Source organism: Spiroplasma mirum ATCC 29335 (genome assembly GCF_000565195.1).
Classification (GTDB): Bacteria; Bacillota_I; Bacilli_A; order Mycoplasmatales; family Mycoplasmataceae; genus Spiroplasma; species Spiroplasma mirum.
Window position 1 is genome coordinate 879509 of sequence record NZ_CP006720.1, and the last position, 13199, is coordinate 892707.

General features: G+C 29.6%; 17 protein-coding genes and 10 tRNA genes. 1 reads left to right on the top strand and 26 read right to left on the bottom strand.

The window, feature by feature from the left end:
• Positions 1 to 7: 7 nt before the first annotated feature.
• Genes P344_RS04435 through P344_RS04445 form a run of 3 tightly spaced genes read right to left on the bottom strand, consistent with a single transcriptional unit; the run spans position 8 to position 3295 of the window.
• Complete coding sequence (locus tag P344_RS04435) at positions 8 to 364, bottom strand: hypothetical protein (RefSeq protein ID WP_025317680.1); 357 nt, start codon at positions 362 to 364, stop codon at positions 8 to 10.
• Entirely contained in the window at positions 351 to 1550 is a 1200-nt protein-coding gene (thiI, locus tag P344_RS04440) for a tRNA uracil 4-sulfurtransferase ThiI (RefSeq protein ID WP_025317681.1), read from the bottom strand. The genes P344_RS04435 and thiI overlap by 14 nt, the downstream gene beginning before the upstream one ends.
• Before the next feature lie 17 nt (positions 1551 to 1567).
• On the bottom strand, positions 1568 to 3295 hold the full coding sequence (locus P344_RS04445; protein ID WP_025317682.1) for a septation ring formation regulator EzrA: 1728 nt from the start codon (positions 3293 to 3295) through the stop codon (positions 1568 to 1570).
• Positions 3296 to 3592: 297 nt separating this feature from the next.
• On the opposite strand from P344_RS04445, the gene rpsD reads away from it, so the two are divergent.
• Positions 3593 to 4207 (top strand): 30S ribosomal protein S4, encoded by a 615-nt coding sequence (gene rpsD / locus P344_RS04450; protein WP_025317683.1) that lies wholly within the window; start codon positions 3593 to 3595, stop codon positions 4205 to 4207.
• A gap of 43 nt (positions 4208 to 4250) precedes the next feature.
• Here the strand turns inward: rpsD and nagB are convergent, their stop codons facing one another.
• From nagB to P344_RS07960, 23 genes are all read right to left on the bottom strand, one after another.
• The gene (gene nagB / locus P344_RS04455) at positions 4251 to 5009 is read right to left on the bottom strand and encodes a glucosamine-6-phosphate deaminase (protein WP_025317684.1); all 759 of its coding nucleotides are present in this window, start codon (positions 5007 to 5009) and stop codon (positions 4251 to 4253) included.
• 81 nt (positions 5010 to 5090) lie between these two features.
• Entirely contained in the window at positions 5091 to 5798 is a 708-nt protein-coding gene (locus P344_RS04460; protein WP_025317685.1) for a hypothetical protein, read from the bottom strand.
• A gap of 197 nt (positions 5799 to 5995) precedes the next feature.
• Complete coding sequence (locus P344_RS04465) at positions 5996 to 6253, bottom strand: hypothetical protein (RefSeq protein ID WP_025317686.1); 258 nt, start codon at positions 6251 to 6253, stop codon at positions 5996 to 5998.
• Between the two features lie 30 nt (positions 6254 to 6283).
• Positions 6284 to 6544 (bottom strand): hypothetical protein, encoded by a 261-nt coding sequence (locus P344_RS04470; RefSeq protein ID WP_025317687.1) that lies wholly within the window; start codon positions 6542 to 6544, stop codon positions 6284 to 6286.
• Positions 6545 to 6809: 265 nt separating this feature from the next.
• The gene (locus P344_RS04475; protein ID WP_025317688.1) at positions 6810 to 7004 is read right to left on the bottom strand and encodes a hypothetical protein; all 195 of its coding nucleotides are present in this window, start codon (positions 7002 to 7004) and stop codon (positions 6810 to 6812) included.
• A gap of 281 nt (positions 7005 to 7285) precedes the next feature.
• Positions 7286 to 7361: transfer RNA gene (locus tag P344_RS04480), tRNA-Phe, on the bottom strand.
• Between the two features lie 7 nt (positions 7362 to 7368).
• A tRNA-Asp gene (locus P344_RS04485) sits at positions 7369 to 7444 on the bottom strand.
• Positions 7445 to 7447: 3 nt separating this feature from the next.
• Positions 7448 to 7524 (bottom strand) — tRNA-Met (locus P344_RS04490).
• A 61-nt stretch (positions 7525 to 7585) separates the two neighbouring features.
• Positions 7586 to 7678 (bottom strand) — tRNA-Ser (locus P344_RS04495).
• 22 nt (positions 7679 to 7700) lie between these two features.
• Positions 7701 to 7777, bottom strand: a tRNA-Ile gene (locus tag P344_RS04500).
• Position 7778: 1 nt separating this feature from the next.
• A tRNA-Met gene (locus tag P344_RS04505) sits at positions 7779 to 7855 on the bottom strand.
• A gap of 30 nt (positions 7856 to 7885) precedes the next feature.
• Positions 7886 to 7961 (bottom strand) — tRNA-Ala (locus tag P344_RS04510).
• 15 nt (positions 7962 to 7976) lie between these two features.
• Positions 7977 to 8053: transfer RNA gene (locus P344_RS04515), tRNA-Pro, on the bottom strand.
• 27 nt (positions 8054 to 8080) lie between these two features.
• Positions 8081 to 8157, bottom strand: a tRNA-Arg gene (locus P344_RS04520).
• 71 nt (positions 8158 to 8228) lie between these two features.
• Positions 8229 to 8304 (bottom strand) — tRNA-Cys (locus P344_RS04525).
• Between the two features lie 121 nt (positions 8305 to 8425).
• Positions 8426 to 10045: a DAK2 domain-containing protein gene (locus P344_RS04530; RefSeq protein ID WP_038677621.1), complete on the bottom strand. Its 1620-nt coding sequence runs from the start codon at positions 10043 to 10045 to the stop codon at positions 8426 to 8428.
• Positions 10046 to 10143: 98 nt separating this feature from the next.
• On the bottom strand, positions 10144 to 10473 hold the full coding sequence (locus P344_RS04535; RefSeq protein ID WP_025317690.1) for an Asp23/Gls24 family envelope stress response protein: 330 nt from the start codon (positions 10471 to 10473) through the stop codon (positions 10144 to 10146).
• 689 nt (positions 10474 to 11162) lie between these two features.
• Positions 11163 to 11633, bottom strand: coding sequence for a lipoprotein (locus P344_RS04540; RefSeq protein ID WP_025317691.1), 471 nt, complete (start codon positions 11631 to 11633; stop codon positions 11163 to 11165).
• An 18-nt stretch (positions 11634 to 11651) separates the two neighbouring features.
• The gene (locus tag P344_RS04545; protein WP_025317692.1) at positions 11652 to 11921 is read right to left on the bottom strand and encodes a hypothetical protein; all 270 of its coding nucleotides are present in this window, start codon (positions 11919 to 11921) and stop codon (positions 11652 to 11654) included.
• Between the two features lie 26 nt (positions 11922 to 11947).
• Positions 11948 to 12370, bottom strand: a complete 423-nt coding sequence (locus P344_RS07605; RefSeq protein ID WP_025317693.1) for a PTS sugar transporter subunit IIB — start codon at positions 12368 to 12370, stop codon at positions 11948 to 11950.
• Positions 12371 to 12402: 32 nt separating this feature from the next.
• Positions 12403 to 12777: a hypothetical protein gene (locus P344_RS07610; protein WP_245565517.1), complete on the bottom strand. Its 375-nt coding sequence runs from the start codon at positions 12775 to 12777 to the stop codon at positions 12403 to 12405.
• 54 nt (positions 12778 to 12831) lie between these two features.
• Positions 12832 to 13005 carry a hypothetical protein gene (locus P344_RS07615; protein ID WP_236681370.1) on the bottom strand — a complete coding sequence of 58 codons (174 nt, stop codon included), beginning with the start codon at positions 13003 to 13005 and terminating at the stop codon, positions 12832 to 12834.
• A gap of 29 nt (positions 13006 to 13034) precedes the next feature.
• On the bottom strand, positions 13035 to 13166 hold the full coding sequence (locus P344_RS07960; protein ID WP_269078591.1) for a hypothetical protein: 132 nt from the start codon (positions 13164 to 13166) through the stop codon (positions 13035 to 13037).
• Between the last annotated feature and the right edge of the window lie 33 nt (positions 13167 to 13199).

Sequence of the window (13199 nt, forward strand, 5' to 3'; positions counted from 1 at the left end):
TTCCTTTCTACAATTTAATTACAATAATAATAATCATAATCACAACTAAAATTGCTAAAATTGCAAACATTAAATATTTAAAAATTTGGGGTTTCTTTTTCGTATTAACTGATTTTAATAACTCCTCTTCAAGATCAATGACATTATCATCATAAAAATTTGTTTTCCCCATATCAACTACCTTAATATCTTCATCTTTTAAGTCTTTAATAATTGAAAATTCTTCATCAATCATCATTGTTTCTTCTAATAAATTAGTTTTAGTTTCTTCGGGAATTTTAGTTTTATTACGGGCTAATAATTTTAAATTAGCCGTACGCTCCTTATTTTTTTGTTCTTTTTTTGGAAATTTAACTTTTTTCATAATTTTCACCATAACTACCAATTGTGTATGTAACAATACTTTTCTCTATTATAACATTAAGAATGTCTTCTCACATTAAATCTTTTTCTTGCTCTTCGGCGACTGCTAATTTTGGTTTAATAATGGGGTTTTTCGGCACAAACAAACTACAACAATCTTCAAAAGGTAAAATTGAAGTTTCGTAAGTATCAATGTCTTTGGCAATTTTAATAATTTCATTTTTATCAAAACAAATTACTGGTCGTAAAACAGATAAACTGGAAACATCATTGATTGTATTAATACTTTCAATTGTTTGCGAAGCAACTTGTCCTAATGATTCGCCAGTAATAATTGCTTGGCAATGGTATTGGCGCGCTAAAATATTAGCAATTCGGTAAAACATTCGGCGCATAATCGTAATGCGGTAACTAGGTTCAGGGATATGCATTAACTCATGCTGTAACATTGAAAAATTAACAACATGTAAGCGTTGAGTTTGATTATTAGCATAGGGTGTTAATTTTTGAACAAGTGTTTTTACTTTTGCGAGGGCTTCTTTGGAAGTATGAGGTGGGGTCGCAAAGTGTAAATATTCAACACTCATTCCCCGTTTCATTGTTAAAAAGGCCGCTACGGGCGAGTCAATTCCTCCCGAGAGCATTACTAAACCTTTCCCAGAAATCCCAACTGGTAAACCCCCAAGTGCTGTCATTTGGTTAATAAAGACATAGCTAAAATATTTACGAACTTCAATATCAATTTGCATTTCAGGATGGTGAATATCCACTTTAACTTCCGTATTTTTCAAAATAATTGGCGCTAACATTTGTTTTAATTCGGTTGAAGTTGCTTGGTAAGTTTTATCATTGCGACGAATTTCTAATTTAAATGTTTGTGGCTGGTAGTAATTAATAAAAGCAATTGCTTGTTCAGCCATGTCAATTGGTTGGCGACTTACTTTTTTGGCTAATGACATTGAAGAAAAACCAAAAATTTTTTGTAAAATAGCAACAATAGTACTACTAGAACTAGGATTTAATAGTTCAATAAATAAACGGTCAAATTCTTTTTTAATTAAAAAGTCTTCTTTAAATTGGTGTAGTTTTTTCTTTACATTATTTACTAATAAAGTAGTAAAATCGATGCGGTTTTTCCCCTTAGTTGTTAATTCTCCATAACGGATTAATATGACATCAAAATTCATATGGTTGTTGTTTCCCCCTATTTATTTTTTTTGTTATTTTTAACATCAAATAATAATTTAATTGTTAAGTATAAAGTTGATTCATAATCATGGTTTTTATATTCTAACTGGGCATTTTTAATTTGTTCTTCGGCACTCTGGTTTGTTAAAATCAGTTTCTGTGAATAAACAAGGGCCTCTTGTGCTAAGAGATCTAATAAAATATCATTTTTAATTTTTTCAAATAATTTTAAAACATCTTTTCTTAATTTATTTAATTTAATACTAACATCTTTCACTTCAAATTCTTTGTTAATATCAAACGGGATTTTTTTAATCCGTTCCAAACTAGCACGGTATTCACTAATAATTTTCTGGTATTTATTTAGTAAATTTTTATATTGTAACTGGTTTAAGCGAACTTCCGCTTGCAACAAAACAACTTCTAACAAATGGATTGTTCGGCGGATTTCGGTTTCGACAAAATTTCTTTTTTCAATAATTTTAACAACTTCTTCTAAGGCATTTTGGGTTTCAACGGCATTCTCTAATAACCTGATTAATTCTTTATTGAAAAAAACATAGTCCCGACTATTCTTATTAATTTCTAATAATAATTTATTAGTATCATGGGATAATTGCTTAACTTTCCCCATTGCATCACGATGAATACTTTCTTCTTGCTCGGTTAAAACCGACGAAGAGCGTAACGCTTCAATCTGCTTAGAAATAATGGTAAAACTTCGTTCAATTTTATTAATATAATCCATCACAATTTTATAATATTTTTTAAAACAAGAAATAATCTTTTTCTGTTCCTTAATTGTTGTATGAAATTCACTAATCATATTAATAATTTCAATTGTTTTCTTGGTAGCTTTTTTGTATTGTAAATTATCAATATACCGAAAAACTAGCGATTTGTCATTATCAACTTTCTCTGCTAATTCATCAAAAGTAAATTTTAATAAATCCCGATTATTTTCATCCTTGTTAAAGAATAAATACTTATCTTTTAGTACTGATAAACGGTTCGGTACCACCTTAGTTAGTAAGGTAATAATTTGGGGAATATTATCTAAAATTTCAACAAAAATAGTCAACGAAGTTGTAATGTTACTTAATATTTGATTTGTTTTTTCAAAGTCCCCACTGGTTAAATATTCTTCAAATTCATCAAACATTAACTCAATTGATTTTTCAAAGTCATTAATTTTTTTCTCATCTAACGCAACATTCATTTTTAATTTTTCAACTTCAGCAATTAAAGCATTAAACATTACCTTATGGGAAAGAATATAATCACGTTGTAAAAGTTCAATTTGTAACTGTTCATTAATTTCATCTAATAATTTCCGAGCCTCTTGTTCTAATATTACTAGTTTATTATATAAAGGTTTCATTTTCGCGGATGATAATTGTTTACGATTTTTAAGGGCATATAACTTTCTAAAAACTTCAAAACAACTAATTAATTTTTTTTCATAAATTATTTCATACTTTGTTCGTCACACTACTAAGTCTTTCGCAAATTTATTACTATGCTGGGCAATTTCTGAGACACGAAAAATCTTATGTTTTAAGGGTAACCGTTTTAGAACATCAAACTTAGTTAAAATTTTAATTTCAATTTTTTTAAAGCGTTGTTTGCTAATTCACACCCCTAAAAAATAGCAAAAAATTAAAAAACATAAAATAAAAATAATAAAAAATGTTAATTCTACTGAGTTATGAATAATTCTTTGAATTAATGATAAACTAACCATCCGTTTCGCTCCCTTAAAAATAACTTTACACTTGAATTATAGCATTCAAAAAAAATAATACATAAAAAAGATTAAATTCTTGAATAAAGGTTAAGAATATTATACAATATTTTAGACAACATTTAGAAACAGCAAATAAACATGTTTAATCAATAGTCTATATTAGTGAACGTAATTATTTTATTAATATAATAAAGTAACCTTAGCTGTTAAGGCGAAGTTTATATATACTATCTTAAATAGAGTTTATTAATGATTTTTTTGTATGTCAAACTTTGATATATAGGAGGTTTTTTAATGTCACGTTACACTGGTAGCAAGTTTAAAAAATCACGTCGATATGGATTTAGTATTCTAGAAAACAATAAAGAGTTTTCAAAAGGGAAAAAAAGAGCATATGCTCCTGGTCAGCATGGTCAACGCCGAACAAAATTATCTAACTACGGAGTGCAATTACAAGAAAAACAAAAAATTAGATATATGTATGGTTTAACTGAACGTCAATTCCGTAATACTTATACAAAAGCGAAAAAAATGAAAGGGATTACGGGAACTAACTTCTTAATTATGTTAGAATCACGACTAGATAACTTAGTTTTCCGTATGGGCTTAGCACAAACTAGAAATGGGGCCCGTCAATTAGTAAACCACGCGCATATTTTAGTGAATGGTAAAAAAGTTGACATTCCATCATATATTTGTAAACCGGGAGATGTAATTAGCTTAAAAGAATCAATGCAAAAAAATCCAAAGATTTTAGAAAGTTTACAAGCGCAAATTAATACTTTAGAATTTGTTAAATTTGATAAAGTAAAATTTTCTGGAACTTATGTTCGTTTCCCTGAGCGTGAAGAATTAAATGCTAATATTAATGATGCGTTAATTGTTGAATGATACAACCGTTTGGTATAATTTCAACAAAAAAACAATATCAACATTAGTTGTTGATATTTTTTTATTTATTTTCATTAAGAGTAATTCCACTTGTTCGTAAAAGCTCGGCTGCAGCTTCTTTATCAACAACAACAGTGACATCATTGTGCATTTGTAAACTTGTACATGGCCATTCGTTTGAAATTTCACCTTCAATTAATTGTTTGATTGCTTGGGTTTTAGCGTGACCATCCGCAATTAAAATAATTTTTTTTGCATTCAGAATTGATTTAATTCCCATTGAAACTGCCTGTTTTGGCACCTGGTCAATTGAGTCAAAAAAGCGAGCATTTGCTTTAATTGTTGATTCAACTAAATCAACAACCCCGGTTAGCGAATTAAAATCTGCTGGTGGTTCATTAAATCCAACATGCCCATTAGTTCCAACTCCTAATAGTTGAATATCAATTCCTCCAGCTTTTTTAATCATTTCATCATATTGTTTTACAAAAACAACATAATCACCAGTTCCTTGGGGAACATGGGTGTTTTCCTTTTTAATATTAATATGATTAAATAATTTATCATTCATAAAATAATGGTAACTTTGGGGATGGGTTGGTTCTAAACCAATATATTCATCTAAGTTAAAAGAAACAACATTACTTCAATCGGTGTTATTTCGTTGATAATCATCAATTAAGTATTGATAAGTTGTTTCTGGGGAACTACCAGTGGCAAACCCTAAAACAATCTTGGGATTTGCTTGAACTGCATTCACAAACATTTTTCCGACTACTTTTCCAATTTCATTTTTATTTTCTACAACAATTAGCTTCATATTCATCCTCCCACATATCTTAACTTAATAATTATAAAACTTTTCTTACAGTAATAAAACAAAATTTTCAATCTTCTTAGTTTATTTAAAATTAAAAAAACTAATATTTCCTGGAAGTTTATAAATATCAAACACTACTTTTTTCTTTCCCAATGCACGGTATAATAAGGCTAAAATTACCATATTATTTTGTTCACGAATTAAATAATCCGTGCTTTTAACAGTAATTTTAATACCCACTTCAACATATTCAACTTTTTTAATGTCTTCTAAAAGAAAAGAAAAAGTTTTTGGTGTTTCTTGATTATCAATAATTCCATCTAAAATTACCCGTTTATTAGTAATTAGCAAAACACCTTTACAAACAAAACTAATTTTATTGTCTTTATCTAGTTTATGTAAATTAACATCATTGTTTTTAAAATGACATTTTTCTTTTGGTTCTAAATTAAAATAAATTGGTAAGATTTTTAAAGGTCGTCATAACGTAAAATTAACTTCTTCAACATTATAAATAAACTCTTGTTCTTTACTATTTAATTCAAGATCTAATTTCTTAACATATTTATAAAATTTATGGATAAAATCCTGGGTATAAGTAAAATTTTTTAAAATTCAGCGTTTAAAAATTCAATATTTAAAATTAATAAAATTATTTTTCCCCATTAATTTTTCATAGCGATAAATTAAGAACTTTGGTTTATATTTTAAATTATCTTCATTTAAAATATATTTTCATTCTTCTCGTTTATAATAAAATAATAAATCTTTTGTAAATCTTGTAAACATATGGTCACCTTATAATAATTATATAATGAAAAAATAGTAATTTAACTTACTATTTTTTATTTATTAATTTGAAGATGATGATGAATTATTGAAAATTCCTTTTATTCATTTTAAAATTTCCTGTTTTTTCTTTCCATTATTTGAAGATCTTTCCCTGTGTTTTACGATTATTGAATTAGAAGTATCATTATATAAATTTAAGAAAATTTTATTTTCATAACAATGACTAAAAAAGTTTTCAACAGAAAAAAATAACATGTTTTTTTCTTTCTAAATTGTTTTAATTTACTTTGAACATCCTCATAAAAACAACTAATATCATTTACTAATTTTACTTTTATCCCATCAATTTCATTTTGATATTTTTCTCTTTTGCGAATAGCTTCATAAGTTAATTTTTCAGTACATGAATCTATCTTGTTAGCTATAATTGAATTTGCTAATTTCTCTTCCATTTTTTTAATTTCCTCATGGACTTGATCTATTTATTTTTGTCTTAAATCTTCAATTAATTTTTTCATTATTTCATATTGTTTTACTGATGTATATTTAAAATTTAACGAATTGCGAGCTGCTACTTTTTGTAAAATTTCTGCAATACTGTCAACACGAGTTTGACCTTCATACTCTTGTTGTTTAGTCGTTAAAAAATTTTTGATGACTTCTGCAAATTCTTCTAAATTAAAATCAACATAATATTCTGAATAAATTTTATTTAGTTCTGCTTTAAGCATAGCTTTTGACATTTTAATAGCTTCTATCTCTTTGATTCTCACAGTTATCATTTTTTTTATTTCTCGGATTTGTTTTTTAATTTGACTAATAGATTGATCTATTAAACAAAATAGTTGATTTTCAACATAGTTTTGTTCTACTAATACCGTCTCATTACGCGCTTTATCAGCAATTTTTTGCTTTATATTATTAATAACTCCTTCTTTTAATGTTGGAAATGGATTTTCTAACTGATTGTCATTTAGGTCAGGGGGTATTATTTACTTCTATGAAAAATTAAAAGCAATTAGATAAATATGTATTGATTTTATTTTCTATTATATTAAATCGGTCTTCAAAAAAAGGGATGATTTCAGGATGGAATTTGTAATATTGTAGATTTTTTAAGTCAAAATTTAAAGCTCAACTTAAAGTAAAACCATATTTAAAATCTATATATGGTGCTTGCAATTCTTTTGGGCCAATTGGCATAGTTGTTAATTTTCCTTTTATGTTTTCGTTTTAAATAGTATAAAACCTTAATAAATATAAAACACCACCAATACTAATCAATATTGCTGGTGTTATATACAGTCAAAATAGCGTTTTTTTCTAATTCATTTAGTTATTTTATACCACCTAAACAATAACAAATAAACTGGGGGTTTTATCAAAATTATCTTGTGATTTTTAAACAAAAAAAGTGTTAATAAAAATTCAACCTTCTCTTAGTATTTTCCCTAGCAATATTAAGATAAGATTGAATTTGTTAATGGTGGTTCGGGACGGAATTGAACCGCCGACACTTTGATCTTCAGTCAAATGCTCTACCAACTGAGCTACCGAACCATTAAAATGGCGGTCTTGACGGGACTCGAACCCGCGATCTCCTCTGTGACAGAGAGGCATGATAACCACTTCACTACAAGACCATTTGGTTGCGGGGGCAGGATTTGAACCTACGACCTTCGGGTTATGAGCCCGACGAGCTACCAGACTGCTCCACCCCGCGATAAATTCTCCAAGAATAATACTATCATAATTTGGAAGCTAATTTCAGGTAATTTTTAAAATGGCGGAGAATGAGGGATTCGAACCCCCGCGTGGCTTTCACCACCTGGCGGTTTTCAAGACCGCTCCCTTCAACCAGACTTGGGTAATTCTCCACATATTTTTTTAATAAACAGATGGTGGACCCTACTGGGCTTGAACCAGTGACCATCCGGTTATGAGCCGGATGCTCTAACCAACTGAGCTAAGGGTCCATGGTAGCGGGAAAGAGACTTGAACTCTTGACCTCCCGGGTATGAGCCGAGCGCTCTAACCAGCTGAGCTATCCCGCCACATGGATTTGTTGTTATGTTATTTATTTTTGGTGGACCCGAACGGGATCGAACCGTCGACCCCCTGCGTGCAAGGCAGGTGCTCTCCCAGCTGAGCTACGAGCCCAATTTTAACAATAAATGGTCGGAAAGACAGGATTCGAACCTGCGACCCCTCGGTCCCAAACCGAGTGCTCTACCAAGCTAAGCTACTTTCCGATAATTAAGTTATTTAATTTAAAAAAATGGCACGCCCAGTAGGATTCGAACCCACAACCTTTTGATCCGTAGTCAAACGATCTATCCAATTGATCTATGGGCGCATGTCAAACATATTTATTATATAATAATATTTTATTATTAACAATATTTTCTTGTAATTTTGTGGTTAAAATGGAGGCACTAGTCGGACTCGAACCGACGGTGGGGGAGTTGCAGTCCCATGCCTTGGCCAACTTGGCTATAGTGCCGTGTATTATTTAAACCTTTTTTATATTATCATATTATTAAATGTTTTCAAGAAATTATGAAGAAAAAATAAGGATTTTAAATAATTTATTATTAAATTATTTAAAATCCCTCTCTGCAAAACTATTCAACAGCAATTAAATATGGGTATAACTGTTGTTCACCATTTACAATTTCATATTCAACATCAAAGTTTTCATCTAAGTATTTTTTAATCATATTAATATCTTTGGCTTCGGCATTTTCACCAATAAAAATTGTTACAATTTCTGTTGATTTGGTAATTGTTTTATCAAACAAGTTTTTAATAACTTCACTGATGTTTGGTTTCGAAAACATAATTTTTTTATTAACAATTCCCATATAATCATTTTTATTAATTTTAACCCCATCAATTGAAGTATTTTTTGCTGATCGGGAAATTGATAAACTAGTAACATTTTTAATGGCATTTTTTAAAGTTGAAAAGTTCTTTTTGGCATGTTCACCATGTTCAAATGATAACGCAGCAACCATTCCCTCTTGAACCGAAGTTGTCGGAACTACATAAACATTTGATTTTTTTTCTATTTTAGCTGCTTGTTGACCCGCTAAAATAGCATTACTATTGTTTGGTAAAATAAAGACATCAACAGCGTCCACATCTTCAATTGCTTTTAAATAATCATCTGTTGACGGATTCATTGACTGTCCCCCATAAACAACCGCTTGGACATTTAATTCGGTTTTAAAAAATTTAGAAATTCCATTCGCTGGAGAAACCACAATAATTGCCTCTTTATTTTTCAATTTACGTTCAACTTTAATTGTTTTGACATGTTTTTTAGCTTGTAAAGTCATGTTATCAACTTTAATATTACGAAATTCCCCAAATTGTTGAAGGAAAGTAATAACAGTTCCAGGCATTAAAGTATGGACATGGGTTTTTAAAATTTCTTGATCAACCACTGCCACAATTGATTTTCCACCTTGTTCAGCTAATGTTTGGCGGATTTTGGTAACATCAATTTTATTTATATAACTATCATTTAACATTACAATAGTTTCGGTACAATAACCAAATTTTTCTTCTAAATTATCCATAATAATATTGTTTTCTGAATTATCATGCTTCTTTTTCAACTGGGGAACTACTTTTCCCGTTGAAAAATATTCGGTCATTCCTTCAAAGATTTTTACCAAACCAAAGCCCCCTGAATCAACAACCCCAACTTCTTTTAAAACTGGCAATAATTCTGGGGTATTATTTAACGAAGCTGTTGAAAATTCAACAATTTTACCAAAAATATTGGGAACATTCATATCACCTGATACCGAATTAATATTTTCAGCAGTTTCACGAATAACGGTTAAAATTGTTCCTTCCACCGGCTTCATCACTGCCTTATAAGCAACTTCTTTAGCTTGCATCATTGCGGCTTTAATAGCATCTGATGTCAATAAAGTAACCCCTTTTAAACCATTAGCAAATCCTCTAAAAATTTGCGAAAGAATAACTCCGGAATTCCCACGAGCCCCCATAATTAATCCTCTAGCAAAAACATCGGCAATTTTACTAATTGAAGTTGAATCAACTTCATTAATTTCTTTGACCGCATTGGTCATTGTTAGATTCATGTTGGTTCCGGTATCCCCATCAGGGACTGGAAACACGTTTAATTTATCAATTTCAGGATAAAAATTATATAAATTATTATATCCACTAATTAATGCCTCTTTAAAAGAGTTTGCGTTAAATTCCATTTTTTTCATCACCTTACAAGCTTATTTATAACCGCTTATCTTAAGTATAATAATTTGCAATCTAATTTTTTAAATATCTCTTTTGATTTAATACATTTTTAGATTAATAAATCTAACACATTGACATTGACAGTAAAGTTACCCGGAAAAATATCCAATTTTTCTAATTCATACTTAATGCGAATTTGAACTTCTTGACTAACATCACGAATATTAACTTCTTCTAATAAAATTAAGTAAATTTTAATAACATAATCTTTACCATATTGTTTCAACGTGATTGACTCTGAGTAATTTTTTGTTAATATTGTGACATTTTCTTTTTCACTACTAAAATCACCAATTTTTGCAAAACCAGCGACTCCTGGTACTGTAATAACTGATGCGTAAGCAATATCTGCAATTTGTTCAATACTAACTTTTCCCATAACTAAATCACCTACAAAATTAATCAACATTATTAATTATATCGCGAAAAAATATTAAAGCAATATCTAAATTAATATGTTTCGACAAGGGCCGCTATACATATGCCCAAAAATCTTGCTACTATTTTATCAAATAATTCATTAGTTTTATATTAAAATCTTAACTTTTTTAAAATGTATTTTCATAGTACATTATTTGGTACTAGTAAAAGTATATCACAAAAATAAAAGACTATAAAATATAGTCTTCTATAATTAAGTTTAGTTTATTAATGGTTTTAAAAATTGGAAGTAATTAATTGAAAGTTTAATAAGTTAATTAGCACAAAAGATTTTTTAATTATTTTTAAATTAGTTAACAGTTGGTGCAACTGTTTTTAATTTAAGTTCAAAATTACCGAGTTAATGTTTTTAAATATTTTTGGTTTGTTCCGGTATAATTAGCACTAACATACACGGTTGTATTATTACCTAGTTTTTTCGCCACGAGAGTTAAATCTTACGCGGTTAATTCTTGGTGACAATCTTGATCACAATACAATTTAATAGTAAATTCTGGTGGATAGGCTTGGCCTAATGCATTAATCATGAGAACTAATTGCTGTTGGACACTTGTAACCAAACTAGCAATTTTACTGTCATCATAAACTTGCCCATATAGTAAAGTATCACTTAAAGAAATTGTGGTGTTAGCTTAAGTCAATTGCTTTGACACTTGGTGTACTTTGTAAAAAAGGTGTTTCCCCCGTTACTAAATCGGATAATAAATGGGCTTTATCACTATTGACACATAATTTTGTATAAAAACTTGTTCCGTTATCAATATTTTTTAAAATAGTTGGGATATCAAGTAAGTTTTCATAATCCGTAGTTCCTTTATTACTACTATAAAATAAAGTTTCCACTCATTTTTCATCGCGAATTTTTTTATTTAATTTATTATTAGAAATCACATTTCATAAAAAATGCACTAAATTATTAAATGAAACTACAGTAAACTTATCGGTTGGGTGTTGTTGCGAATTAATTTTTTGTTCAAACATTACTTGGGTGTACGATGATAAATCAACGCCACTACTTTTTTCATTACAAGCAATAATACTACTAGTTGTGGTTGCTGTTAAAGTTAACGCACTAAATAAAGCTAAAAGTCGTTTCATTATGAATCTTCCTTCCTATTAATGCATTTTAATTAAAGCAATAATGGCACTAAAAAGACCACGTGCTCAAATTGTTGCAAAAATCGCAAAAACATTTATTTTTAGAAAGCAAAAAATTGATTCATGACCAACGTATTCTAATTTTTTCTTTTGTTTACAATTTCACCAAATATGTAACCCCACAAAGAGCATTAACATAGCGCCAAAAACGCCAAAAACAATATAAGAATATTCTAAAACTTGGTTTGTTAAATTAGTTTCACTAAATAATAATAGGTTCTGAATCATTGTCTCGTTCTTCTCTAAATTTTATTCTATAATGGTCCGACTAAATCACGAACCCGATTAGCAACATGTTCCACATTAGTTCCAATAACTAGTTGTAATCCTTCATTACCAATCCGAATAATTCCAAAAATTCCAGCCGCTTTTAATTTTGCATCATCAATATTAGTTTTATTATCCTTTACAATTAACCGCAATCTTGTCGCACAGTTCTCAATAATTTTAAAATTATCTTTACCAACAATATCAACAATTGTTTGCGCCATTTGTTGATATTTATTCGCCAGTTCAGTTTGTTTAGCTTTTCCTTTTAATTTAACTCCAGCTTGGGCTTGGGTTTGAGCAATTATTTGTAAATCAACTTGGTTTTCAGCTTGGATCATCGTTGCCTGGCTAACATTCATGTCATCACCACTAGTTCCTGTTCGTTGACCGGTTGTTTTGTCATTCAAATCCCTAATAGGAGTAGGAATATTCATTTTTTTTAATTAATCAATACCAAATAAAATAATAAATAACTCCCATTACCATTGAAATTGGAAAGACTCATAACGGGGTTGGCCACAATCCGTGATCCCACATTATCATGTTGCAGCGACATAATTCATGATTTTGGAACCGAAATTAAGTAATTAATTAACCCGGCACTAAAACCAAATCCTAACCGAATTCCCATTCCAACGACCACCGCGGGGCAAAAATAGCTGTTAAAACTGCATGAATTACTAATAATGATGATGATAAAAAGATCCAAATAAACACTAGTGGTTCATCAATTCAAGTTAAGAACGAAACAAGGGCAACTTCCCCACCCAATAAAGGTAGCAACTTCATGGCGACGTGATTTATGTGCAGTCATAATCATTTCTAACCCAGTGGCAGAAATTCCTCCGAAGAATACCGGAAAGAATCCTTATTGGAAAATTCCAGATGTTTCAATTCCAGCACCATAAGCATTAATATCACCAAACACAATATAATTTCCATTACCTAAATTAATAATATTGGCAATATTATCGGAATTAATTCCCGGTAATAATGGGCCTTCATTTGGTAATTGGAACCACAAGAAAGATAATAATAACAATAAATAACAGAGAAAAGATCTTTTCTCTGTTATTTATTTTGATATGGATAGATGGTAACTCCTTTTAACAACCCGGCTAACCTCACCAGTTGGACACACGGATCATCAGGGGTTTTGTTTAACCAAATTGCCTTATAAACAGCGTAAATTTGAACACGCACAATATAGCTTAACCCGGCAACAATATAATTAGT